Origin of the sequence: Streptomyces calvus (genome assembly GCF_006782915.1) — a bacterium.
Classification (GTDB): domain Bacteria; phylum Actinomycetota; class Actinomycetes; order Streptomycetales; family Streptomycetaceae; genus Streptomyces; species Streptomyces calvus.
The window spans coordinates 91,609-113,686 of the sequence record NZ_VCNP01000010.1; the positions used below are offsets into that span (position 1 = coordinate 91,609).

At 73.1% G+C, this 22,078-nt stretch carries 24 protein-coding genes; 6 read left to right on the forward strand and 18 right to left on the reverse strand.

The annotated features are described in order from the left end of the window. Nucleotides 1-10 precede the first annotated feature (10 nt). The gene (locus tag FGW31_RS04670) at nucleotides 11-1,123 is read left to right on the forward strand and encodes a baeRF2 domain-containing protein (RefSeq protein WP_142192053.1); all 1,113 of its coding nucleotides are present in this window, start codon (nucleotides 11-13) and stop codon (nucleotides 1,121-1,123) included. Nucleotides 1,124-1,319: 196 nt separating this feature from the next. On the opposite strand, the gene FGW31_RS04675 is transcribed toward FGW31_RS04670, so the two are convergent. Continuing rightward, on the reverse strand, nucleotides 1,320-2,939 hold the full coding sequence (locus FGW31_RS04675; protein ID WP_142192054.1) for an ABC-F family ATP-binding cassette domain-containing protein: 1,620 nt from the start codon (nucleotides 2,937-2,939) through the stop codon (nucleotides 1,320-1,322). Between the two features lie 175 nt (nucleotides 2,940-3,114). On the opposite strand from FGW31_RS04675, the gene FGW31_RS04680 reads away from it, so the two are divergent. After that, nucleotides 3,115-3,936 carry a methyltransferase domain-containing protein gene (locus tag FGW31_RS04680; RefSeq protein ID WP_142192055.1) on the forward strand — a complete coding sequence of 274 codons (822 nt, stop codon included), beginning with the start codon at nucleotides 3,115-3,117 and terminating at the stop codon, nucleotides 3,934-3,936. Nucleotides 3,937-3,978: 42 nt separating this feature from the next. After that, on the forward strand, nucleotides 3,979-4,149 hold the full coding sequence (locus FGW31_RS04685; RefSeq protein WP_142192056.1) for a hydrophobic protein: 171 nt from the start codon (nucleotides 3,979-3,981) through the stop codon (nucleotides 4,147-4,149). Between the two features lie 211 nt (nucleotides 4,150-4,360). Here the strand turns inward: FGW31_RS04685 and FGW31_RS04690 are convergent, their stop codons facing one another. From FGW31_RS04690 to FGW31_RS04740, 11 genes are all read right to left on the reverse strand, one after another. Next, nucleotides 4,361-4,681 carry a gas vesicle protein K gene (locus tag FGW31_RS04690; RefSeq protein WP_142192057.1) on the reverse strand — a complete coding sequence of 107 codons (321 nt, stop codon included), beginning with the start codon at nucleotides 4,679-4,681 and terminating at the stop codon, nucleotides 4,361-4,363. Beyond that, on the reverse strand, nucleotides 4,678-4,869 hold the full coding sequence (locus tag FGW31_RS04695; RefSeq protein WP_142192058.1) for a gas vesicle protein: 192 nt from the start codon (nucleotides 4,867-4,869) through the stop codon (nucleotides 4,678-4,680). Before FGW31_RS04695 ends, FGW31_RS04690 begins: the two co-directional genes overlap by 4 nt. Beyond that, nucleotides 4,866-5,645 (reverse strand): GvpL/GvpF family gas vesicle protein, encoded by a 780-nt coding sequence (locus FGW31_RS04700; protein WP_142192059.1) that lies wholly within the window; start codon nucleotides 5,643-5,645, stop codon nucleotides 4,866-4,868. Before FGW31_RS04700 ends, FGW31_RS04695 begins: the two co-directional genes overlap by 4 nt. Continuing rightward, nucleotides 5,642-5,977, reverse strand: a complete 336-nt coding sequence (locus FGW31_RS04705) for a gas vesicle protein (RefSeq protein WP_142192060.1) — start codon at nucleotides 5,975-5,977, stop codon at nucleotides 5,642-5,644. The genes FGW31_RS04700 and FGW31_RS04705 overlap by 4 nt, the downstream gene beginning before the upstream one ends. Continuing rightward, entirely contained in the window at nucleotides 5,974-6,237 is a 264-nt protein-coding gene (locus FGW31_RS04710) for a gas vesicle protein GvpG (RefSeq protein ID WP_142192061.1), read from the reverse strand. Before FGW31_RS04710 ends, FGW31_RS04705 begins: the two co-directional genes overlap by 4 nt. 4 nt (nucleotides 6,238-6,241) lie before the next feature. Then, entirely contained in the window at nucleotides 6,242-7,015 is a 774-nt protein-coding gene (locus FGW31_RS04715; RefSeq protein ID WP_142192062.1) for a GvpL/GvpF family gas vesicle protein, read from the reverse strand. Further along, nucleotides 7,012-7,446, reverse strand: coding sequence for a gas vesicle structural protein GvpA (locus FGW31_RS04720; RefSeq protein WP_142192063.1), 435 nt, complete (start codon nucleotides 7,444-7,446; stop codon nucleotides 7,012-7,014). The genes FGW31_RS04715 and FGW31_RS04720 overlap by 4 nt, the downstream gene beginning before the upstream one ends. A gap of 376 nt (nucleotides 7,447-7,822) precedes the next feature. Further along, nucleotides 7,823-8,194: a gas vesicle protein GvpO gene (gene gvpO / locus FGW31_RS04725; protein ID WP_142192064.1), complete on the reverse strand. Its 372-nt coding sequence runs from the start codon at nucleotides 8,192-8,194 to the stop codon at nucleotides 7,823-7,825. 53 nt (nucleotides 8,195-8,247) lie between these two features. Next, on the reverse strand, nucleotides 8,248-9,174 hold the full coding sequence (gene ligD / locus FGW31_RS04730; protein ID WP_142192065.1) for a non-homologous end-joining DNA ligase: 927 nt from the start codon (nucleotides 9,172-9,174) through the stop codon (nucleotides 8,248-8,250). After that, nucleotides 9,171-11,018, reverse strand: a complete 1,848-nt coding sequence (locus tag FGW31_RS04735) for a transketolase (RefSeq protein ID WP_142192066.1) — start codon at nucleotides 11,016-11,018, stop codon at nucleotides 9,171-9,173. The genes ligD and FGW31_RS04735 overlap by 4 nt, the downstream gene beginning before the upstream one ends. Further along, the gene (locus FGW31_RS04740; protein ID WP_142192067.1) at nucleotides 11,015-12,607 is read right to left on the reverse strand and encodes an NAD(P)/FAD-dependent oxidoreductase; all 1,593 of its coding nucleotides are present in this window, start codon (nucleotides 12,605-12,607) and stop codon (nucleotides 11,015-11,017) included. Before FGW31_RS04740 ends, FGW31_RS04735 begins: the two co-directional genes overlap by 4 nt. A gap of 142 nt (nucleotides 12,608-12,749) precedes the next feature. Here FGW31_RS04740 and FGW31_RS04745 point away from each other — a divergent pair, with 142 nt between their 5' ends. From FGW31_RS04745 to FGW31_RS04755, 3 genes are all read left to right on the forward strand, one after another. After that, a complete protein-coding gene (locus FGW31_RS04745) occupies nucleotides 12,750-13,712 on the forward strand; it encodes a TIGR03557 family F420-dependent LLM class oxidoreductase (protein ID WP_142192068.1) in 963 nt (320 codons plus the stop codon). Nucleotides 13,713-13,734: 22 nt separating this feature from the next. After that, nucleotides 13,735-14,826, forward strand: coding sequence for an enolase C-terminal domain-like protein (locus FGW31_RS04750; protein WP_142192069.1), 1,092 nt, complete (start codon nucleotides 13,735-13,737; stop codon nucleotides 14,824-14,826). Between the two features lie 91 nt (nucleotides 14,827-14,917). Continuing rightward, nucleotides 14,918-15,265: a VOC family protein gene (locus tag FGW31_RS04755; protein ID WP_142192070.1), complete on the forward strand. Its 348-nt coding sequence runs from the start codon at nucleotides 14,918-14,920 to the stop codon at nucleotides 15,263-15,265. Nucleotides 15,266-15,362: 97 nt separating this feature from the next. Here FGW31_RS04755 and FGW31_RS04760 read toward each other — a convergent pair whose 3' ends face one another. The 6 genes from FGW31_RS04760 to FGW31_RS04785 all read right to left on the reverse strand — a co-directional run bounded on the left by FGW31_RS04760 (nucleotide 15,363) and on the right by FGW31_RS04785 (nucleotide 22,029). Then, entirely contained in the window at nucleotides 15,363-16,256 is an 894-nt protein-coding gene (locus FGW31_RS04760; protein WP_142192071.1) for an arginase family protein, read from the reverse strand. 83 nt (nucleotides 16,257-16,339) lie between these two features. Further along, nucleotides 16,340-16,906, reverse strand: coding sequence for a GNAT family N-acetyltransferase (locus tag FGW31_RS04765; RefSeq protein ID WP_142192072.1), 567 nt, complete (start codon nucleotides 16,904-16,906; stop codon nucleotides 16,340-16,342). A 91-nt stretch (nucleotides 16,907-16,997) separates the two neighbouring features. Next, the gene (locus tag FGW31_RS04770) at nucleotides 16,998-17,930 is read right to left on the reverse strand and encodes a S66 peptidase family protein (RefSeq protein WP_142192073.1); all 933 of its coding nucleotides are present in this window, start codon (nucleotides 17,928-17,930) and stop codon (nucleotides 16,998-17,000) included. Continuing rightward, the gene (locus FGW31_RS04775) at nucleotides 17,927-19,930 is read right to left on the reverse strand and encodes a S9 family peptidase (protein ID WP_220510644.1); all 2,004 of its coding nucleotides are present in this window, start codon (nucleotides 19,928-19,930) and stop codon (nucleotides 17,927-17,929) included. Before FGW31_RS04775 ends, FGW31_RS04770 begins: the two co-directional genes overlap by 4 nt. Further along, complete coding sequence (locus FGW31_RS04780; protein ID WP_142192075.1) at nucleotides 19,899-21,203, reverse strand: M20/M25/M40 family metallo-hydrolase; 1,305 nt, start codon at nucleotides 21,201-21,203, stop codon at nucleotides 19,899-19,901. The genes FGW31_RS04775 and FGW31_RS04780 overlap by 32 nt, the downstream gene beginning before the upstream one ends. Further along, nucleotides 21,196-22,029, reverse strand: a complete 834-nt coding sequence (locus FGW31_RS04785) for a M55 family metallopeptidase (protein ID WP_142192076.1) — start codon at nucleotides 22,027-22,029, stop codon at nucleotides 21,196-21,198. The genes FGW31_RS04780 and FGW31_RS04785 overlap by 8 nt, the downstream gene beginning before the upstream one ends. Nucleotides 22,030-22,078: the final 49 nt, after the last annotated feature.

The following is a 22,078-nucleotide window of genomic DNA, read 5'->3' on the forward strand; positions in this document are numbered from 1 at the left end:
GGGAGGGACCATGGAACTCGCTTTCCTGCATCCACTCTACGAACGCCCCGGCCCCTGGGCCTCCGTCTACGTCGACACCTCCCGGCACACGGAGACCACCCCTCAGGAGCGGCAGCTGACGGCCCAGGCGATGGCCCGGGAGCTGGCCGTCCAGGGCGCCGACGAGGCGACGTGCCAGGCGGTGCGCCACGCGCTGGAGGAGCTGCGGCACTCCACCGAGCCGCACGGGCGCGCCCTGTTCGCGCGGGACGGCGAGGTGGTTCTCGATCCGCCGCTGGCCCGGTCGCCGGGCCGTGACTGGGCCGAGTGGGCGCCGCTGCCCCGGGTCGCGCCGCTGCTGGAGCTCGCCGGTGAGGACCCGGTGTGCGTGGTCGCCTACGTGGACCGCAAGGGTGCGGACTTCGAGTTGCGCAGCGCCCTCGGCCGGGACGACGTCGGCTCGGTCACCGGGCGGCAGTGGCCGCTGCACCGGACCGGGTCGGTCGACTGGTCGGAGCGCCACTTCCAGCTGCGGGTGGAGAACACCTGGGAGCACAACGCCGCGGAGATCGCCGACGCGCTCGCCGTCTGCCAGGAGGAGACCGGCGCCGACCTGCTGATCCTGGTCGGTGAGGACCGTGAGCAGCGCTCCGTTCACGAGCGGCTGCCGCAGCGGCTGCACGACATGGTGGTCGAGGCGTCACGCGGTGCCGGCAGCAGGCTGCTCGACGAGGACGTCGAGCGGATCCGCGCCGACCACATCGGTGAGCGCGCGGCCGCCGAGGTGGAGCGGTTCCTCGCCGCCCGCAGCCCCGACGACGAGGGCCGGGCCGGTGCCGTGGAAGGCGTTCCCGCGCTGGTCGAAGCCGCCCGCGAGCACCGCATCGACGAACTGCTGATCCGCCCCGACGGGCCGGACGCGCACCGTGAGGTGTGGATCGGTGAGGACCCGGACCAGGTGGCGGTGCGGCGTACGGATCTGAAGGTGCTCGGTGAGCAGAACTCGTGGTCGGCCCGCGCGGACGACGCGCTGATCCGCTCGGCGGTCGCCACCGACGCGCCCGCGCTGGCGGTGAGCCTCGCGCCGGACGCGCCGCGGGACGCGCCGGTCGGCGGGCTGGGGGCGCTGCTGCGCTGGAAGTGACCTGCGCGCACGTGCAAAGACCGGCGCGCACGATCGCGGACCGTCGCGCACGTTCAAAGAGGGAAGCCCCATGGTGTTGGTGTCGGTGTTGGTGTCGGGACGGGTGGCCCGGACCCAGGCCCCGCCGACCCGGTGGCCGCCGCCACCGGACGGATGACCGGCGATGTGACCAGGTGGGCGTGCGGGGGCGGCGCGTCTACCGCGCGCGCTCCACCCGGCGTTCGTCCCACACCGGTTCCGGCGTTTCCCTGACCCTGCCGTCGCTGCCGAAGACGAGGAAGCGGTCGAAGGAGCGGGCGAACCAGCGGTCGTGGGTGACCGCGAGGACGGTGCCCTCGAAGGCCTCCAGGCCCTCCTGAAGCGCCTCGGCGGACTCCAGGTCGAGGTTGTCCGTCGGCTCGTCGAGCAACAGCGCCGTGACGCCCTGGAGTTCGAGCAGCAGGATCTGGAAGCGGGCCTGCTGGCCGCCGGAGAGCCGTTCGAAGGTCTGCTCGGCCTGGCCGGTCAGCTCGTAGCGGCGCAGCCGCGACATGGCGGCGCCGCGGTCCTGGGCGTGGTCGGTCCACAGGATGTCCAGCAGCGTGCGGCCCTCGAGTTCCGGGTGCGCGTGGGTCTGCGCGAAGTGGCCGGGGACGACACGGGCACCGAGCCGCCATCCGCCGGTGTGCGTCACGTCGTCGCCGGCGAGCAGGCGCAGGAAGTGCGACTTGCCGGAGCCGTTGGAGCCGAGCACGGCGACCCGTTCGCCGTAGAACACCTCCAGGTCGAACGGCTTCATCAGGCCGGTGAGTTCGAGCTGCTCGCACATGACCGCGCGCACTCCGGTGCGGCCGCCCTTCAGCCGCATCGTGATGTTCTGCTCGCGCGGCGGCTCCGGCGGAGGGCCGGCCTCCTCGAACTTGCGGAGCCTGGTCTGGGCCGCCTGGTAGCGGGAGGCCATCTCGTGGCTGACGGACGCGGCCTGCCGCAGGTTCAGTACGAGTTTCTTGAGCTGGGCGTGCTTCTCGTCCCAGCGCCTGCGCAACTCCTCGAAGCGGGCGAAGCGTTCACGGCGTGCCTCGTGGTAGGTGGCGAAGCCGCCGCCGTGCACCCAGGCGTCGGCGCCGGCGGGACCCGGCTCCAGGGAGACGATGCGTTCGGCGGCGCGGGCGAGGAGTTCGCGGTCGTGGGAGACGAACAGGACGGTCTTGCGGGTTTCCGCGAGCCGTTCCTCCAGCCAGCGTTTGCCGGGTACGTCGAGGTAGTTGTCGGGTTCGTCGAGCAGGAGCACCTGGTCGGTGCCGCGCAGGAGCGCCTCCAGGACGAGGCGTTTCTGCTCGCCGCCGGAGAGGGTGCGCACCTCGCGCCACTGCGCCTTCTCGTACGGCACGCCCAGCGCGGCCGTGGTGCACATGTCCCACAGCGTCTCGGCCTCGTAGCCGCGCACCTCGGCCCAGTCGGCGAGCGCCTGCGCGTACGACAGCTGCGCGGCCTCGTCGTCGACCGTCATGACGGCGTGCTCGGCCCGGTCGACGGCGCGCGCCGCCTCCCGGATGCGGGGCGGCGCGACGGAGACGAGGAGGTCGCGCACGGTCGTCTCGTCGCGCACGGAGCCGACGAACTGGCGCATGACGCCGAGCCCGCCGGTGACGGTGACGGATCCGCCGTGCGGCTTCAGCTCGCCGGCGAGGAGGCGGAGCAGCGTCGTCTTGCCCGCGCCGTTGGGCCCGACCAGGGCCGTCACGGCGCCCTCCCCCACCCGGAAGGACACGTCGCCCAGGAGGGCCCTCCCGTCGGGGAGGTAGTACTCCAGGTGTGCTGCTTCCAGATGGCCCATGGGGGGATTCTGCGGGGTGGCCGGCGCGAGGGGCAAACGGGTTTCGGACCTGCATCTCATCCAGCATGCGATACGCGGGTCTCATTATTCGGCCTGTGCGCGTAGCGTGAGTGATCTCCTACCGAGCGATCTCCTACCGAGTGATCGCCAACGAAGTGGAAGGGGTGGGCCCGTCATGCCCGAGGCGCGGGAGACGGCCGTCTACACGCACGGTCACCACGAGTCGGTACTGCGGTCGCACACATGGCGGACCGCCGAGAACTCGGCGGCGTACCTCCTCGGGGTGCTCCAGCCGCACATGCGGATCCTGGACATCGGGTGCGGGCCCGGGACGATCACCGCCGACCTGGCCGGTCTCGTGCCCGAGGGCCACGTCACCGGAGTCGACCGGGAGCCGGGGATCCTTCAGCGGGCCCGGGCGGTGGCCGGCGAGCGGGGGCTGACGAACACCGACTTCGCGGTCGGGGACGTGCACGCGCTGGACTTCCCGGACGACACGTTCTGCGTGGTCCACGCCCACCAGGTGCTCCAGCACGTCGGGGATCCGGTGCGGGCGCTGCGCGAGATGCTGCGGGTGACCCGGCCGGGCGGTTACGTGGCCGTCCGGGACTCGGACTACGCGGCGATGACCTGGTATCCGCTGTCGCCGGGCCTGGACCGCTGGCTCGACCTGTACCGGCGGGTGGCCCGCGCCAACGGCGGCGAGCCGGACGCCGGGCGGCGGCTGAAGTCCTGGGCGCTGGCCGCGGGTTGCACGGACATCACCGCCACGTCGGGCACCTGGACCTTCGCGACCGCCGGTGAACGGTCCTGGTGGAGCGGTCTGTGGGCCGAGCGCACCGAGGCGTCGGCGTACGCCGACCGGGCCGTGGAGGGCGGTCACGCCACCCGGGAGCAGCTGCGGGAGATCGCCGGGGCCTGGCGCGCCTGGGGCGAGGCGGACGACGGGTGGTTCAGCGTGCTGCACGGCGAAATTCTCTGCCGGAAGGAAGCCTGAATCGCTTTTTACGGGCAACCAGAGGGTCAGGAGGTTGACACTATGGTTCCCATTCTTCTTGTTCTGCTGCTGGCGCTGATCCTTTTCGGTGCCGGATTCGCCGTAAAGGTTCTCTGGTGGATCGCTCTGGCGGTCCTGATCGTATGGCTGCTGGGATTCTTCATGCGCAGTACGACGGCAGGCGGGGGCAGGGGCCGCTGGTACCGTTGGTGATCTGACGGGCGTCTAGGCGACCCGGTTCCGGGATTTTCCCGGAACCGGGTCGCCGTCGTTTTCGGCGGCGTCCGCGGACCTGGCGCCGCGCGAGCGTGCGCGGACCCGGCCGCGCAGACGCCGCCGACCCGGACCCGCAGACGCCGCGGACCCGGCTCCGCAGTGGATGCGGACCCGGGTCCCTGGAACGGTGTGGCGTGGCGCGGCGGGTTCAGTCCCGCGGAAGCAGTGGTCCGAGCGGCCCGAGGTCCAGGTTCAGGTCCTCGGGCCGCAGTCCGTAGCGGTCCCGCAGTTCCGCCATGCGGTCCTCGAGCAGCATGAGGGTGAGCCCGATCCGTTCCTCCTGCTCCTCGGTCAGGCCCCCTTCGTCGAAGCGGCGCAGCGCCTGGCGCTCCATGAGCTGGCGCAGCAGTTCCACGACCGTGAGGACCAGTTTCACCAGGTCGCGTTCGACGGTGTCCGGCTCCAGCTCCAGCCGCTTGCGCCGGCCGTCGTGCGGCTCGACGCGGCGGTCGTCGGGTCGGGTGGTCAACGCGACACCTCCTCGAACGGCGAGGGCACCTGCGCGTTCACCGAGCTGATGAGCGCGTTGAGGTCGATGCGCACCAGATCGACGTCCGCGATGCGCAGGGTGATGTCGCCGGTGATGACGACGCCACCGGCGAGGAGCCGGTCGAGCAGGTCCACCAGCGCGATCTCGCGGCGTTCGACGACGGTCACCGCTCCTCCTCCCCGGACGTTTCCTCACCGGCGAACGAATAGGCCGCCCAGGGCCCGGTGAGTTCCACGCGTATTCCGGGCTCGCCGTCCTTCGTCCGGTCCACCCTTTCCACGAATTCCTCGGACTGCGTGCGGGGCACCAGATAGGCGGCATTGAGCACATTGCGGCCGGAGGCGCCGGAGAGCGCGGGGTTCTGCGGGGCGTGGATCCGGGAGTCCTCGGCGCATTCGGAAAGGGTCTCGTGCAGCCGGGTCGCGAAATTCTCGGCCCGCCGCCACAGGTCGTCCTGCGCGCGGCTCGCCGTCCGCCGCTGCCGCAGGTAGTCCCGGCCGGAGGCGGGCCGGGGAGCGGGCGGGGCGGGCGCCCGCTCCTCCGGTCCGGACTCCACGTACACCTTCACGCCCCACTCGACCCGGCCCTCCAGCCGGTCCAGGGTGCGCCGGAAGCTCTCCTCCCGCGCCTCGATCATCGTCCGTACCCCGCTGTCGTCGCGGAAGACGGTGCCGAGCCGCAGCGGCAGCGGAGTGGTGACGGTGGTGAGCGCGTCGATCACGCCCTGGTGGGCGCGGGCGACCGCGGTCAGCCAGTCGAGGTCCTCCAGGTGGGCCCGGAGCGGTTCCTCGGCGAAGTCCGCCTCGGGGACGTGGCTGACCACGGCCACCAGGTCGTGGTGCGGCAGCAGCCGGGGCGGGTCGCCCCCGACCCCGGTCAGCTGCGCCTGGAGCGGTGTGCCGAAGGGCCGGCAGACCGCGTAGACGTACCGCAGTCCGGTCATGGGGCCTCCTCCTGTGCGCGGCGCGGCTCCAGTGCCTCCAGCCGGGCCAGCCGTTCACGCAACTCGGCGTTCTCCTTCGCCAGTTCGTCGCTGCGGGCGCGCGAGGACAGCGCCGGGTCGGACTCCCACCAGTCGATGCCCATCTCCTTCGCCTTGTCGACGGAGGCGACGACGAGGCGCAGCTTGATGGTGAGGAGTTCGATGTCGAGCAGGTTGATGCGGATGTCGCCCGCGATGACGACGCCCTTGTCCAGCACCCTTTCCAGGATGTCGGCGAGGTTGGCGCCGCCGCCCTGTCCGTACGGCTCGGGGAGCCGGCTGGGGGTGGTCATCGGCGGCCCCCGTCCCCGGTGCCCGCGCCGGTGCGGGTCGCGGTCTCCAGCCGGTCGAGGAGGGCGTCCTCCTGGCGGTCGAACTCCTCCTCGGTGATCTCACCGGCCTCCAGCAGTTCTTCGAGCCGGGCCAGCTCGGTCCGTATCGTCGCCGGGTCGTAGTACAGGCGTTCCGCCTCCTGGAGCACCTGCCGGACGACCCAGGCGCTGCCGCGCACCGGGGCGAACGGCAGCAGCGCCAGTTCCGAGATCAGGCCCATGTCGTCACTCCGCCCCGGCGTCCGCCCCGCCGGCCGCGGTGCCCGCCGGCTGGGCCGGGCCGGGCTCGACGAAGCTGTACGGGGGCAGCGGGCCGTTCACCCGCAGTTCGAGGTGCGGCATGTCCGTGCGGGCCCGTTCCACGGCGGCCAGGAACTCCTCCGCCCTCGCCCGCTCGACCAGGTAGGACACGTTGGCGAGCCAGCCGGTGGACTCCGGGCCCACGCTCACCGCGTCGGCGGCCGGCTCCAGGGTGCGCTCCAGTACCTGCGCGTCCTCGGCCTCCTTGTCCTTGACCGCCGCGGCGACCATCTCACCGAGCTGGATCTTCTGCTCGTAACTGCCGCCGCCGGAGAGGCGGTTGGCTTCGGCGAGGGCGCGGATCTCCGGGTTTCCGGCCATCACGTGGTGCAGTACGGCCTCTTCCACGTGGTGGGCCTTGACGTTGTACTCGACCCGGCCGTCCAGCGCCCGCAGCCGCTCCGCGTAGTGGTCGGCGCGCTCGACGAGGACACCGGTGACGGCCTCGTCGTCCGGGGCGACGCTGCCGAAGCGCATGGGCAGCACACAGCCGCCCGCGCCGGCCTCGGCGAGCACGTTCTGGTGGGCGAGCAGTTCCCGGCGCTTGGGCCGCAGGTCGTCGGGGGCGTCGCTGACCACGGCCGCCAGGTCGCCCGCCCGCAGGACGCGGACCGGGCGCGCCGGTTCGCCGACACCGCCCATGTTCTCGGGGAGCGAGGGGTGCGACGCCGCCGTGATGCCGTAGACGTAGGTGCTCACTCCTGCTCCTCCTTCCGGCGGGCCGAGGTGCTCTTGCGGGCCCGCGGACGGGACTCCTCCTCGGAGTCCGAACCGCCCTCGCGCACCGACCTGAAGGCGTCGGAGACGCTTTCGGCGGCGCCGGCCAGGACTCCCTTGGACTTGCCGCGGGCGCCGGACTCGGTGACCTGGCCGACGACGTCGGGCAGGCCCGGACTCTTGCGCGGCCCGGCCTCCAGGTCGAGCCGGTTGCACGCCTCGGCGAAGCGGAGATACGTGTCGACGCTGGCCACGACGACCCGCACGTCTATCTTCAGGATCTCGATCCCGACCAGGGACACGCGCACGAACGCGTCGATGACGAGCCCCCTGTCCAGGACGAGTTCGAGCACGTCGTAGAGGCCACTGCTGCCGCCCCCACCGCCGGTCTGTTGTGCCGGTACGACTGTCATGCCGCTGATTCCTCCTAGGGTTGTGTGCGGTGTTGTGTGCGGTGTTGTGTGCGGTGTTGTGTGCCGTCGCGTTGCGTGCCGTGTTGTGTGCGGGTTCGTGGGTCTCTGCGGGCTGTTGTCTGCGGTGTCGTGCGCCTGTTGTGTGCGACCGCGACCCGGCCCGTACGGCCGCGACCCGGTCCGTACGGCCGCGACCCGGTTCGTACGGCCGCGACCCGGTCCGTGCGACCCGCGGAGCACTTCTCGTGGGGCCGTGGATCCGCTCCGGAACGGCTGGACCACCGCTGCCGGACGACCGCGGAACCCGCTCCGTCACGCGTACGGCCACGAGGACCGGCGCGGAGCCGCCCCGGGTACCGGTGCGGTACCGGCCGGTCTAGCGGCCGCCGGGCCGGTGCGCGTCGGCCCGGCCTCGTTCGTAGCGGCGGACCCGCCGATAGCCGGTGAGCCGGCCCTCGGGGTCCAGCTGCACGCGGTAACTCGCCAGCAGGCTCATCGTGTCGGGCACTCGCTCCAGTTCCACCACCTCGACCTCGAACGCCCAGCCCTCCTCGTTCTGCTCGAAGGACGACACGGACTCGACCTCCCTCCCGGTGAGTTCCGCGAGCTGTCCGCGTGCCAGACGCAGCAGCTCCATCGGGCCGGGCCGTTCGGTGCGGTCGCTGTTGTCCGTCAAGTCGTCGGATCCCTCGGGGTCGCGGGTTTTCTGTGCACTCTGTGGCTCTTCGGTGTTCTTCGTGTTCGACATGGCCACCTCCCCCTCCGTGTGGCCGCAAGTCTGTTCGCCAAACCTCCGCCTGCTCAGCCGCGCAGCGCCGCCAGCCGACGGCGCGCGGGCCCCAGGGCGCGTCCGCGGCGCGGCAGGGCCGCCCACGGGTCGCTGCGCGCCTGCTCGACGGCGTCGGCGACGGTCCACCGCCGGGCGTGCAGGTCCGGATCGTCCAGCCGGTCCCAGGGGAACGGGGTGGCGACGGGCGCGCCGGGCAGGGCGCGGACGGTGTAGGGGGCGACGGCGGTCTGCGCGTAGGCGTTGCGCTGCACGTCGAGGTAGAGCCGGTCGCCGCGGTCCTTCTTGCGGGCGGCCGTGGTGAGCCGGTCGGGGTGGGCCGCGGCGAGCGTCTCGGCGACGTCGCGGGCGAAGGCCCGCACGTCGTCGAAGTCGTGCTCCCCGCTCAGCGGCACCACGATGTGCAGTCCGCGGGAGCCGGTGGTCATCGGGGCCGAGGGCAGCCTCAGCTCGTCCAGCAGCCCGCCGAGCAGCCGCGCCGCCTCCCGCACGGCCTCGAAGTCGTCGCCCTGCGGGTCGAGGTCGAAGACCAGCCGGTCCGGCCGGTCGATCCGGCGGGTGCGGGACAGCCAGCGGTGCAGGGTGATGCTCGCCTGGTCGACCAGATGGAGAAGGGTGGCGGTGTCGTCGCACACGGTGTGCGTGACGGTGCCGCCCTCCTTGGCGACCTCGGCGCGGGTGATCCAGTCGGGGTAGGCGTCCGGGGTGTTCTTCTGCATGAACGCCGGCCCGTCGACGCCGTCCGGGCGGCGGTCCAGCATCAGCGGACGGCCCCGCAGGTGCGGCAGCATGTACGGGGCGACCGCCCGGTGGTAGTCGACGAGGTCGCCCTTGGTGTACGCCGCGGCGTCCGCGCCGCCCGGGAAGAGCACCTTGTCCGGGCGGTGGATCTGCACGGAGCGGCGGCCGGCCCGTACGGTGCGCGCACCGCCGTCGCTCACGACACGATCGCCTCCCCCACCAGCAGCCGGCCGGCCGCCGCGATCGACTCGGCGTCGATGCCGGCGGCGTGCAGCTGCTCGTCCGGGGACGCGGAGCCGGGCATGTTGCGCACGGCCAGCCGCACCAGACGCGGTACCGGACGCCCGTCGGCAAAGGCGTCCAGCACCGCGTCCCCCAGGCCGCCCTCCGGACGGTGGTCCTCCACCGTCACCAGGCAGCCCGTCTCCTCGGCGGCCGCGCGCAGGGTCTCCCGGTCGACCGGCTTCACCGAGTACAGGTCGATCACCCGTACGGCGATGCCCTCGCCCTCCAGCGCGTCCGCGGCCGCCAGCGCCTCCGGCACGGTGACACCCGCCGCGACGAGGGTGAACCGGTCGTGGTCGGAGGAGCGCAGCACCTTGCTGCCGCCGACCGGGAAGTCCTCGTCGGGCCCGTACAGCACCGGGCTCTCGCCGCGCGAGGTGCGCAGGTAGCGGATCCCGTCGAGGTCGGCCATCGCGGCGACCAGCCGGGCCGTCTGGTTGGCGTCGCACGGGTACAGCACGGTCGAGCCGTGCACCGACCGCATCATCGCCAGGTCCTCCAGGCCCATCTGGCTGGGGCCGTCCTGGCCGATGGCGACGCCCGCGTGCGAGCCGACGAGGGCGAGGCCGGAGCCGCTGATCGACGCCATGCGGACGAAGTCGTGGGCGCGGGTGAGGAAGGCCGCGAAAGTGGAGGCGTACGGCGTCCAGCCGCGCGCCGCGACACCGACGGCCGTCGCGACCATCTGCTGTTCGGCGATGTAGCACTCGACGTAGCGCTCGGGGTGTGCCTTGGCGAAGAACTCGGCGCGGGTGGAGTCCCCGACCTCCCCGTCGAGGGCCACGACGTCGCCGCGTGCGGTGCCCAGCGCGGCCAGCGCCTCGCCGAAGGCGTTGCGGGTGGCCACCTCCTCGCCCTTGTCCCACCGCGGCAGTTCGAGGTGCCCGGCGGCCCGGGCGGGCGGTGACCCGGCGGCGGACGGCTGCCGCACCCGGACGTGCAGGTCGCGCGGGCCGCCGAGCTCGGCGACGGCCTCCTCGGCCTCGGGCAGCGGCTTGCCGTGCAGGCCCTCGCGGTCCTGCACCGCGGCGACGCCCTTGCCCTTGAGGGTGCGGGCGAGGATCGCGGTGGGCTGGCCCTTGGTGGAGTCGGCCTCGCCGTAGGCGCGGTCGACGGCGTCCACGTCGTGGCCGTCGACCTCGACGGTGTGCCAGCCGAAGGCCTGGAAGCGGCGGGCGTAGGCGTCGAGGTCGTGACCGTGCCGGGTGGGGCCGCGCTGGCCGAGCCGGTTGACGTCCACGATCACCGTGAGGTTGTCCAGGTGCTCGTAGGCGGCGTGCTCGGCGGCCTCCCACACCGACCCCTCGGCCAGTTCGCTGTCCCCGCACAGCACCCACACGCGGTACTCGGCGTGCTCCAGCCGCTTCCCGGCCAGCGCGATGCCGACACCGACGGGCAGGCCCTGGCCGAGCGAGCCGGTGGCCGTCTCGATCCAGGGCAACTGCCGCGGGGTGGGGTGTCCTTCGAGGCGGCTGCCGCTCTTGCGGAAGGTGAGCAGCTCCTCGTCGTCGATGGCGCCGACGGCCTTGTAGGTGGCGTACATCAGGGGCGAGGCGTGGCCCTTGGAGAGGACGAAGCGGTCGTTGGCGGGATGGTCGGGGCGTGCGAAGTCGTAGCGGAAGTGATGGGCGAACAGGACGGCCATGAGGTCCGCCGCGGACATCGACGACGTGGGGTGCCCGGAGCCGGCGGCGGCCGCCGCGCGGACGCTGTCCACCCTCAACTGCTGCCCGAGTTCGGTGAGTTCACCGGTGTTCATGAGTCTCCTTCGGCGGGGTGATCGGTGCGCTTGACGGGGCCGGGCGCGACGTCGGGTCCGGGTGGCGGCTGACCGGGCGGCGGGCTGACGGCGGGCCGGCTCCTGGCGGGCTCACCGCCCGGCTGGTTCTTGGCAGGCTCACCGCCCGGCTGGTTCTTCGCGGGCTCACCGCCCGGCTGGTTCTTCGCGGGCTCACCGCCCGACGGCTGCTCCCCGGATCCGCCGCCCGGCCGCTTCGTCGCCGACGCGCCACCCGACTGCTGCCTCGCGGGCTCGCCGCCCCCTCCGCCCGGCACCCGGGCCAGTTCCGGCGACGCCGTGTCCAGGGGCACCGACCAGGACCGTACGAGCCCCAACTGGACGGCCTGGCGCGGCAGTACCGCGTCGAGGAGCCAGTCGGCCGCGACCCGTACCCGGTTGCCCGGCATCGCCGCCAGGTGGTAGCCGCGGGTGACCGCGCCCGCCGCCACGCCGGAGAGGTTCACGCCCAGCGGGTTCGCGGCCGCCTTGACGCCGCCGAGGTCGACCACGAACCCCATGTCCTTGTGGCGGTAGGCGCGCCGCTCACCGTCACCGAACGACGCGGCGACGTTGTGCGCGCACAGCTTGCCCTGCCGCCAGGCGTGCTGCGCGGTCATCGGGGTGTACTGGCCGGGCTTCTCCAGGTCGGGCACCGCCGCCGCGTCACCGCAGGCGAACACCTCCGGCCGGCCCGGCACCTGAAGGTGCGGGTCGACGAGCAGGCGGCCGCGTTCCATGGGCAGCCCGAGCGACTCGGCCAGCGGGTCGGGCCGCACGCCCACGCACCACACCAGGGTGTTCGTCCGGACGAACTCCCCGTCGGTCAGCAGCACCCCGTCGCGCGTGGCCTCCTTGACGGAGGTGCCCATCCGCACGTCCACGCCCCGCTCGCGCAGCACCGTGTCGGCGGTGCGGGAGAGCCGTTCGTCCAGCTCGGGCAGGACCCGGTCGGCGATGTCGAGGAGCATCCAACGCGGCCGCATACCGCTCCGCAGGGGGTGCCGGCTCACCTGCGCGTCGGTGAACAGCTGCCCGTGCGCGGCGACTTCGGTGCCGGTGTAGCCGGCGCCCACCACGACGAACGTGCACCGGGCGGCGCACCGCCCGGGATCGTCGGTGGCGGCGGCCAGCTCCACCTGCCGGGTGACGTGGTCGCGCAGGTACAGCGCCTCGGGCAGGCCGCGGAAGCCGTGTGCGTGCTCGGCGACCCCGGGGATCGGCAGCAGCTTGTTGACGCTGCCGGCCGCGAGCACCAGCCGGTCGTACGACAGGGTGCCCTCGTCGCCCTCGGGGCCGGTGTAGTGCACCTGCCGCCCGTCGAGGTCGATGCGGTCGGCCTCCCCCAGCACCAGCCGCACCTGCGGCAGCGTGCCGGAGAGGGAGATCGTGACGCGGCGCGGCTCCAGCACACCGGCGGCCACCTGCGGCAGCAGCGGCAGGTACAGGAAGTAGTCGGTCGGGTTGAGCAGGACGATCTCGGCCCGGCCCCGGGCCAGCCGGGACAGGGTCCGGGCCGTGCGGTAACCGGCGAAGCCGGCACCGACGATCACTGTGCGGGGTCGACTCACGGTTCGCCTCCGGCGCTGTCGCGTACGTCGGGAGACTTCCGCGTCCCCCCGGGCGGGGCCGCCAAACGTGCGCCGGTTGCCGCCGGGCCGCCCGGGTACCCGGACCCGGACCCGAACCGCCCATGTCGCGGAGGCAGGCCCCATGCCCCAGTACGGCTATTTCCTCTCGTGCGAGCAGTACGGTCCCGCCGAGCTGATCGAGCAGGCGCGGATGGCCGAGCAGGCCGGCTTCCAGGCCCTGTGGATCTCGGACCACTACCACCCGTGGAGCGACGCGCAGGGACAGAGTCCCTTCGTGTGGTCGGTGCTCGGCGCGCTGTCGGAGGCGGTGTCCCTGCCGGTGGGGACGGCGGTGACCTGTCCGACGGTGCGCGTCCACCCGGCGGTGGTGGCGCAGGCGGCGGCGACCGCCGCGGTGATGTCGCCGGAGGAGTTCCGGCTGGGCGTGGGAACGGGCGAGGCGCTGAACGAGCACATCCTCGGCGACCCCTGGCCGCCCGCGCACATACGGCTGGGGATGCTGGAGGAGGCCATCCAGGTGATGCGCCGGCTGTTCACGGGCGAGGAGGTCAACCACCACGGCACGCACTACACGGTGGAGAACGCCCGCCTGTACACGGTGCCGGACGGGCCCGTCCCGATCGACATCTCCGGCTTCGGCCCGGCGGCGACCAAACTCGCGGCACGCGTCGGGGACGGCTACATCACGATGATGCCGGACGCCTCCATGGTCGAGCAGTACCGCAAGGGCGGGGGCGGCGGGAAGCCGGTCAGCGGTGGCACGAAAGTCTGCTACGGCACCGACCGCGACGACTGCGTACGCACCGTGCACCGGCTGTGGGCGAACGAGCTGCTGCCCGGCGAACTGGGCCAGGTGCTGCCCTCGCCCAAGCACTTCGAGCAGGCGCAGAGCCTGGTCACCGAGGACATGGTGGGAGGCAACCGGGTGTGCGGGGACGACGTGGACGAGCACGTCGCCGAGCTGCGCCGGTTCGCCGACGCCGGCTTCGACCGGATCTACGTCAACCAGATCGGCCCCGACCTGCGCGGCTTCTTCGACTTCTACCGCACGAAGGTGCTGCCGCAGCTCCAGCAGGCCGGCTGACTGCAGGGAGGACGGTCCGAGCATGCAACTGCACCGACCGGGCGTCTCCGTCTACACCGTGCCGACCGACGCCCCCGAGGCGGACGGCACCCTGGCCTGGGAAACCACCACGGTGGTGGTCGTCGAGGTGTCTGCCGGTGATGCCACCGGCACCGGCTGGACGTACGGTCCGGTGGCGGTCGGCGACTTCCTGACCGAACGGCTGGCACCCCTGGTGGAGGGCAGGAGCGCGCTGGACATCCCGGCCGTGCACGACGCCCTGTGCCACTCGGTCCGCGACACGGGCCGCCCCGGCATCGCCTCGTGCGCGATCTCGGCGCTGGACGTCGCCCTGTGGGACCTCAAGGCCAGGCTGCTGGAACTGCCGCTGGTGGGGCTGCTCGGGGCGTGCCGGGAGCGGGTGCCGGTGTACGGCAGCGGCGGCTTCACGACGTACCACGACACGCACATGGCCGCACAGCTCAACGGCTGGGTGCACGGCCAGCACATCCCGCGCGTCAAGATCAAGGTCGGTGCGGAGTGGGGGCGGGAGGTGGCCCGCGATCTGCACCGGGTGCGCTCCGCCCGGCACGTCATCGGCGACCACGCCGAGCTGTACGTCGACGCGAACGGGGCGTACACCCGCAAGCAGGCCGTGCGGGTCGGTCACGCGTTCGCGGAGCACGGGGTGGGCTGGTTCCAGGAGCCGGTGTCCTCCGACGACCTGGACGGGCTGCGGCTGGTCCGCGACGCCGTGGTCAGCGACGTGACGGCCGGGGAGTACGGGTACGACCTGCCGTACTTCGCGCGTCTGATCACCTCCGGTGCGGTGGACTGCCTCCAGGCGGACGCGACGCGCTGCGGCGGTCTCACCGGGTTCCTGCGGGCGGCGGCGCTCGCGGAGGCCCATGGTCTGGAGATCTCGGCGCACGGGGCGCCGCACGCCCACGCCGCCGTGGCGGCCGCCGTTGTGAACCTGCGGCACATCGAGTGGTTCCACGACCACGTCCGGGTCGAGGACATGCTCTTCGACGGCGCGCTGGACCCCACCGGCGGCACCGTCGCCCCCGGCGCGGGCCTCGGCCACGGTCTGACCCTGCGCACGGAGGAGGTCGCGCAGTACCGGGTCGGCTGAGGACCGGTCGAACGTCACCCGCGACGCCCCGGTCCTGCGGGGCCCGGGGCCCAGATGCCCGCTCCCGGCGCTCCCAACTAGGCTCCTCCCCATGGAGATTCTGGGTGCCACACTGCGCGTCTGCGTCGACGACATCGAGACCGCCATCCCGTTCTACGAGCGGCTGGCCGGCGGCAGAGCGCTGCGGTTCGAACGGGGCGGCGTCGAGGTCGCCGCGGTGGGCTGTTTCCTGTTGATGAGCGGTCCGGCGGCCGAGCTGGACGTGCTGCGCCGCGTCGCGGCGACCATCGCGGTGCAGGACGTCGAGGAGGCCGGCCGGGTGCTCGCGGAGATGGGCGCCGACATCATCGCGGGCCCGGTCCCCACACCGGTGGGCCGCAACCTCATCGCCCGGCACCCGGACGGCGCGGTCTACGAGTACGCCGACCGCCGCTCCTGACGGCGCGGTCGGGGCACGGGGCGGCATCCGGAAGCCGGCCGGCGCGCAGCGGTTGCGGCCGGGGTTCCGTGGAGGCCGCCCCCGGCCCGCCGAAACTTCAGGTGAAGGCCGACACCACGGTGTCGGTCAGGAGCGCACCGGCCGTCGCGTCGGGGTCGAGGTCGGGGTCGTAGATGGTGACGGTGAGGCCGACGCACTGCGGCGCGGTGAGCAACGGGCGCAGCAGTGCGAGGAGTTCGTCCGGCTGGAGGCCGTCCGGGTCGGGGCTGTCGACGGCGGGCATGACGGACGGGTCGAGGACGTCGGCGTCCAGGTGCACCCAAAAGCCGTCGAGTCCCGGCGCCGCATAGGACCGCACGGTGGCGCCGGCCATCGCGTCGGCGCCCCACTCGCGCAGGTCCCCGACGGTGACGACGGGGATCTTCAGCGCGGCGAGTTCGGCGCGTTCCTCCTCGAAGTAGTCGCGGATGCCGAGGAACCGCACGTCCTCGTCCCGCAGATACGGCCTGAGCCCCTCCAGGTCGGTGAGGTCCCGCTGGCCGCGCCCGGTGGCCAGGGCGACCTCCTCGCCGCCGGCCGCGCCGACACGGTCCGAGTTGCCGGGATGGCGGAAGTCCGGGGAGGCGTCCACGGCGACCAGCCCGTACCGTCCCAGGCGGCGCAGCGCGAGCGAGGCACCGAGCTGGACGGAGCAGTCGCCGCCGAGGACGACGGTCAGATCACCGGCGCGCACATGGTGCTCGATCCGGTCGGCGAGCTTGCGGGTGTAGGCGGCGAGGGCGGCCGCGTTGAAGACGCCGTCGCCCTCCTGCCAGTCGCCCCGGTCGTAGCGCGGCGGCACCACCACCCCGCCCTCCGCCGCGTTCAGCCGCTGGACGATCCGCTGTTCGCGCAGGGCTCCGGCCAGCTTGTGGCAGCCGGGCACGGTGCCGGGAGCGGGCGGGCGCAGCCCCAGGTTGGAGGGGGCGTCCACCACGACGATGTTCCGCATGCCGATCATCCTCACCCACAGGGAGTTCGGTATTCAACGACTTTGCACGGCGCGGCGGGCACGACCCGTGGACGCGGGGGCGGTCAGGTCGAGGGCGGTGTCGTCCCGGTCATCTCACTGGTGATGGCCCACCGTTGGTGGTCGCGCCAGGCCCCGTCGATGAACAGCATCTTCGGTGAGAAGCCCTCCAGGCGGAAACCGCAGGCGCGGGCCAGCGCGATGGAGGCGGTGTTGCCCGGCTGCACGTTGATCTCCAGCCGGTGCAGCCGCATCGGCCCGAAGGCGTGGCGCACCACCAGGTCCAGCGCTTCGCGCATGAGTCCGCGTCCCGCCGCGTGGGCGAAGGCGCCGTAACCGAGCGCCCCGCACCGGAAGCCGCCCTCGACGATGTTGTTGATGTTGATGAACCCGGCGAGGGCGCCGTCCGCCTCCTTCTCGCAGACGAGGAACCCCGCCTTGGTGGGGTCCTCGATGAGCCGTCCCGCGTAGCTGGTGTACGCGTCGGCGCTGTCCGGCGGGAACAGCCACGGGTGGTGGAGGTCCTTGCTCTCCCGGACGCGGGCGGTGAACTCGGCACCGTCCGCGTACGTGAAGTGGCGCAGCCCCACGCGGCGGCCTTCGGCGAGGTAGCGGGAAGCGGTGTGCGGCATCCTGCCAGCCTACGACGGGCCCTCGGGTCGCGCGATGCCCGGTGGTCCCGGCGCACGGCACCGCGGCCCACCGCGCGCGGCCTCGGACGGCTCAGTCCAGCGCCGGTTCGTCCAGCGTCAACGTGCCCGCGTCGGCGTCGAGTTCGGCCGTCACACCGAAGGGAACGGTGAGCGCGTCGTCGCAGTGGCCGAACCCGAACTCCTCGGCCACCGGCACCCCGAGCCCGCCGAGCCGGTCGGCGAGCATCGCCCGCACCCCGTCGTACGGCTCGCACTGCGCCCAGGACCCGAGCAGCAGCCCGCGTACCCCGTCCAGCCAGCCGGACCGCAGCAGCTGCGTGAGGTAGCGGTCGATCCGGTACGGCTCCTCCCCCACGTCCTCCAGGCACAGCAGCCCGCCGTCCGCCGAGGGCCGGGCGTGCGGAGTGCCGAGGTCGGCGGCGAGCAGCGAGAGGCAGCCGCCGAGCGTGACCCCGCGCGCCCGTCCCGGCACCAGCGCGGTGCCGTCGGAGCGGACGGTGCGGACCGTCTCGGGCGCGAACAGCGTGGCTCGGAGGTGGTCCTGGGCCCGCGCGCTCTTGGCGAAGTCCACGCCCGCCGCCATCGGCCCGTGCAGTGTGACCAGGCCGAGCCGCACCGCGAACGCCTCGTGCAGCGCGGTGATGTCGCTGAAGCCGACGAACACCTTCGGCCCGGCCGCCCGCATCGCCTCCCAGTCCAGCAGGTCGACCATGCGCTGCGCGCCGTAGCCGCCGCGGGCGCAGATCACCGCGTCGACGGCCGGGTCGCACCAGGCGGACTGCAGGTCGGCGGCCCGGTCGGCGTCGCTGCCCGCCAGGTAGTCGAACTCGCCGTGCCGGTCCAGCACATGGGGAGCCACCACCGGGTCGAGGTCCCAGCCGCGCAGCACGTCCAGCCCGGTCTGGAGCCGCTCCTCGGGCACCGGGCCGCTGGGCGCGACGACGGCCACGCGGGCGCCGGGGGCCAGCCGGGCCGGGCGGCGCAGCGGTCGTGCCCCGCTCACGTGCCCAGCTCCAGGACCGGGACGCCGGGCACCTTCAAGCCGAACACCTGGGCGTACAGGGAGAGTTCGGCCTCCAGGGCGCGCACCATCGTCTCCGCCCGCCGGAAGCCGTGCCCCTCGCCTGCGAAGGTGAGGTAGGCGTGCGGTACGCCCCGGCCGGCCAGCCGGTTCAGGAACCGCTCGCACTGCACGGGCGGGCAGATCACGTCGTCCAGCCCCTGGAGCAGCAGGAACGGTACGGAGAGGCGGTCGGCGTGCGTGGTGGGCGAGCGTTCCGCGTACCGCTCGGGGACTTCGGCGAGCGGGCCGATCAGGGTCTCGAGGTACTGCGACTCGAAGTCGTGGGTCTCGCCGCTGCTCCAGCCGGTGAGGTCGAGCACCGGGTAGATGATGGTGCCGCAGGCGTAGACGTCGGTCGTGGTGAGCGAGGCGGCCGTGGTCCAGCCGCCTGCGCTGCCGCCCCGGACGGCGAGCCGGTTCCGGTCGGCGGTGCCCTCGTCGGCGAGGGCCAGCGCGACGGCGGCGCAGTCCTCGACGTCGACGACGCCCCACTGTCCGCGCAGCCGGTTGCGGTAGGCGCGCCCGTAGCCGGTGGAGCCGCCGTAGTTGACCTCGGCGACGCCGATGCCGCGCGAGGTGAAGTAGGCGATCTCCAGGTCGAGCACGAGCGGCACCCGGCCGGTGGGTCCGCCGTGCGCCCAGATCACGTACGGGGGCAGCTCACCGGCGGGGCCGGTGCAGTCCGGGTTGCGCGGCGGGTGAAGGTGGGCGTGGATCTCGCGGCCGTCCGGTCCGGTGAACGTGCGGACCTGCGGCTCGGGGTAGTAGGCGGGGTCCACGGCGTCCCGGTGCGCGGCGCCGATCACGCGCGCCCGTCCCGTCCGGGTGTCCAGCTCCACCACCTCGTGGGCGGTGCGCGGGCCGGCCCCGACGGCGACGACCCGTTCGCCGTGTGCCGCGAGACAGGCCGCGAACTCGCTCCACGGGCCTGCCGCGTCGACCACCTCACCGGTCTCGGGGTCGAGTATGCCGAGCGCGAGGGCGCCCTTGCCGTGCAGGACGGCGACCAGGCCGCCGTCCAGCGGGGCGAACCAGCGGTGTCCGAGCTTCCACAGCGGGCCGCCGAACTCCTCCTCGCGCGGGCAGAGCGGCTCCCCGTCGCGGTAGAGGTTCCACCAGCCGGTGCGGTCACTCGCGTACAGCAGCCGGCCGTCGTGGCTCCAGTCGGCCTGGGCGACGGACTCCTCGGGTCCGCCGGCCACCGTACGGGCCTCGCCCAGGGTGCCGTCGGGGGTGACGTCGGCGACGAGGAGTTCGGTGCCGTCCCACGGCATGCGCGGGTGGTCCCAGGCGATCCAGGCGGCGCGCCGCCCGTCCGGCGCGAGGCGCGGCCCGGTGACGAACCGGTGCCGTCCGTCGCTCAGTTCGCGCACCGCGCCGCGGTCCTCGGCGGCGGAGCCGTCCAGCGGTACAGCGGCCAGGACGCGGCGCACGTCGCCTGGGCCGTCGCCGGTGAACTCCTCCAGGACGCACCACACCTCGCCGCGCTCCGGCAGCAGGACGGGCTCGGCCCAGCGCAGCCCCTGCCCGACCGGCGACACAGGAGTGAGCGGGCGCGGCTCGCCGCCCGGCTCGAACCGGTACAGGCGCTGGTCGGCGAAGTGCACGAACACCACGAGCGGGCTGCCGTCGTCGCCGACGGTGCCGGCCCAGGGCCGGCCGCCGTACTCGATGACGCGGCTGCGCACGTTCCACGGCGCCGGGAGGACGGACTCCTCGGTGCCGTCGGCGTGCCGCCGCACCAGGGCGCGCCGGCCCGCCTCGGCGGGCCGGGGCTCGGTCCACCACACCTCGTCCCCGACGAAGCCCACGAACTCGGGGCTGCCGTCGTGGGCCGCGGCGGTGGCCGCGTCGATGGGCGAGGGCCACTCGCCGTACGCCAGGGTCTGCACTGTCTCCCCCACTCGTTCAGGCGGTCCGCAGGAACCGGTCGAGGACATGGACGCCGAAGTGGAGCGCCTCGACCGGGACGCGCTCGTCGACCCCGTGGAAGAGGGCCTGGTAGTCGAAGCCCTCGGGCAGCTTCAGCGGGGCGAAGCCGTAGCCGGTGATGCCGAGCCGGGAGAACTGCTTGGCGTCCGTGCCGCCCGACATGCAGTACGGCACCACGTGTCCCTCGGGTGCGAACTCCTCGACGGCGGCCCGCATCCGGGCGAACGTCGGCGAGTCCACCGGAGCCTGGAGGGCCACTTCGTGGTGCGCGAACTCCCAGTCGACGTCCGGTCCTGTGAGCCGGTCCATGGTGGCGCGGAACTCGTCCTCGGCGCCGGACAGGTAGCGGCCGTCGACGTGCGCCACGGCCTCTCCGGGGATCACGTTGAGCTTGTAGCCGGCGTCCAGCATGGTCGGGTTGGCGCTGTTGCGGACGGTGGCCTCGACGAGCTTCCCGGCCGTGCCCAGCTTGTCCAGCAGCGCGTCCACGTCGCTCAGGTCGGTCTCGATGCCGTACAGGGCGGCGAGTTCACCGAGTGCGGCCCGCACGGTCGGGGTGAGGCGCAGCGGCCATTCGTGCTCGCCGATGCGGGTGATGGCGGCGGCGAGGCGGGTCACCGCGTTCTCCCGGTTGACCTTGGAGCCGTGGCCGGCCCGGCCGCGCGCGGTGAGCTTCAGCCAGGCGGTGCCGCGCTCGCCGGCGGCGATGGGGTAGAGCTGCCGTCCGTCGCCGTCGTGGAAGGTGAACGCGCCGGACTCGCTGATGCCTTCGGTGCAGCCCTCGAAGAGGTGGGCGTGCCGGTCGGCGAGGAACCCGGAGCCGTCCTCGGCGCTGGCCTCCTCGTCGGCGGTGAACGCGATCACCATGTCGCGCCGGGGGCGGACGCCTTCACGGGCCCAGGACCGCACCACGGCGAGGATCATCGCGTCCATGTTCTTCATGTCGACGGCGCCGCGTCCCCAGACGACGCCGTCGCGGACCTCGCCGGAGAACGGGTGCACGCTCCAGTCGGCGGCCTCGGCCGGTACGACGTCCAGGTGGCCGTGGACGAGCAGCGCGTCGGCGGACGGGTCGGTGCCCTCCAGACGGGCGACGACGTTGGTGCGGCCGGGGGTGCGTTCGAGGAGGACCGGTTCCAGGCCGGCCTCGGCGAGCCGCGCGGCGGCGTACTCGGCGGCGGGCCGCTCCCGGCAGTCGCCCCCGCCCCGGTTGGTCGTGTCGATCCGGATCAGGTCCGACGTGAACGTCACGACCTCGTCCAGGGCCCGCTCGTCAGCCATACTGCTCCTCCACCGCGGCCGAGGCGATCGTGGTGACCGCCTTGAAGGTGCGGATCCCGTCGTACATGGTCCCGCTGGTGTACTGGACCTTCCGCTCACCGGTGCGGGTCACGCCCGGCACCACGGTGGCGGCCATCGCCAGGTGCTCGGCGTCGAACTCCACCGCCACGGTGAACGGTCCGCCGTCGACCGGCTCCCGGCGCACCGCGAGCGCGGCCGCCTCCTTGGCCGCGGCGCGGATGTCGGCGGCCGTGCGGGCCGGTGTCCGGCACACGGCCGCGTACCGGGACACGTGGTCCTTGACGGCGACCTTCAGCGCCTCGGGCGCGTAACCGAGGGCGTCCTCGCAGGCGACGTCGTCTCCTGTGACGAGGATCACCGGCACCCCGTACTCGGCGACCACGTGCGCGTTGAGCAGTCCTTCGCTGGCCCGTACGTCGTTGATCCACACCCCGGTGATGGAGTTGGCGAGGAAGGTGTGGGCGAGGACGCCCTCCATGCCGGCTCCGGCGTGGTAGCCGACGAAGGCGATGCCGTCGACGTCGCCGTGCTGCACGCCCTCCACCATCGACAGGGACTTGTGCCGGCCGGTGAGCATCTGCGCCCGGTCGTCCAGCTGTTCCAGCAGCAGGTTGCGCATGGTCCAGTGGGCCTCGTTGATGAGCACCTCGTCGGCGCCGCCGTCGAAGAAGCCCTGGACGGCGGCGTTGACGTCCGAGGTGAACATCGACCGGCACCGCTCCCACTGGGGAGTCCCCGGCAGGACGTCGGCCGGCCAGGTGACACCGGTGGCGCCCTCCATGTCGGCGCTGATGAGGATCTTCATGCGGGACACGCTACGTGCTTCCGCCGAATTCCGGCCAGCCTGTGGATAA

What these genes read in the sequence shown, in the direction of transcription:
- FGW31_RS04755 (WP_142192070.1), top strand. Translation starts at nt 14,918, where the DNA reads ATGGAGATTCTGGGTGCCACACTGCGCGTCTGCGTCGACGACATCGAG.
- FGW31_RS04700 (WP_142192059.1), bottom strand. Translation starts at nt 5,645, where the DNA reads ATGACCGGACTGCGGTACGTCTACGCGGTCTGCCGGCCCTTCGGCACA.
- FGW31_RS04785 (WP_142192076.1), bottom strand. Translation starts at nt 22,029, where the DNA reads ATGAAGATCCTCATCAGCGCCGACATGGAGGGCGCCACCGGTGTCACC.
- FGW31_RS04720 (WP_142192063.1), bottom strand. Translation starts at nt 7,446, where the DNA reads ATGACAGTCGTACCGGCACAACAGACCGGCGGTGGGGGCGGCAGCAGT.
- FGW31_RS04685 (WP_142192056.1), top strand. Translation starts at nt 3,979, where the DNA reads ATGGTTCCCATTCTTCTTGTTCTGCTGCTGGCGCTGATCCTTTTCGGT.
- FGW31_RS04745 (WP_142192068.1), top strand. Translation starts at nt 12,750, where the DNA reads ATGCCCCAGTACGGCTATTTCCTCTCGTGCGAGCAGTACGGTCCCGCC.
- FGW31_RS04675 (WP_142192054.1), bottom strand. Translation starts at nt 2,939, where the DNA reads ATGGGCCATCTGGAAGCAGCACACCTGGAGTACTACCTCCCCGACGGG.
- FGW31_RS04670 (WP_142192053.1), top strand. Translation starts at nt 11, where the DNA reads ATGGAACTCGCTTTCCTGCATCCACTCTACGAACGCCCCGGCCCCTGG.
- FGW31_RS04750 (WP_142192069.1), top strand. Translation starts at nt 13,735, where the DNA reads ATGCAACTGCACCGACCGGGCGTCTCCGTCTACACCGTGCCGACCGAC.
- gvpO (WP_142192064.1), bottom strand. Translation starts at nt 8,194, where the DNA reads ATGTCGAACACGAAGAACACCGAAGAGCCACAGAGTGCACAGAAAACC.
- FGW31_RS04760 (WP_142192071.1), bottom strand. Translation starts at nt 16,256, where the DNA reads ATGCGGAACATCGTCGTGGTGGACGCCCCCTCCAACCTGGGGCTGCGC.
- FGW31_RS04710 (WP_142192061.1), bottom strand. Translation starts at nt 6,237, where the DNA reads ATGGGCCTGATCTCGGAACTGGCGCTGCTGCCGTTCGCCCCGGTGCGC.
- FGW31_RS04680 (WP_142192055.1), top strand. Translation starts at nt 3,115, where the DNA reads ATGCCCGAGGCGCGGGAGACGGCCGTCTACACGCACGGTCACCACGAG.
- FGW31_RS04780 (WP_142192075.1), bottom strand. Translation starts at nt 21,203, where the DNA reads ATGGCTGACGAGCGGGCCCTGGACGAGGTCGTGACGTTCACGTCGGAC.
- FGW31_RS04705 (WP_142192060.1), bottom strand. Translation starts at nt 5,977, where the DNA reads ATGACCACCCCCAGCCGGCTCCCCGAGCCGTACGGACAGGGCGGCGGC.
- FGW31_RS04735 (WP_142192066.1), bottom strand. Translation starts at nt 11,018, where the DNA reads ATGAACACCGGTGAACTCACCGAACTCGGGCAGCAGTTGAGGGTGGAC.
- FGW31_RS04775 (WP_220510644.1), bottom strand. Translation starts at nt 19,930, where the DNA reads ATGTCCTCGACCGGTTCCTGCGGACCGCCTGAACGAGTGGGGGAGACA.
- FGW31_RS04765 (WP_142192072.1), bottom strand. Translation starts at nt 16,906, where the DNA reads ATGCCGCACACCGCTTCCCGCTACCTCGCCGAAGGCCGCCGCGTGGGG.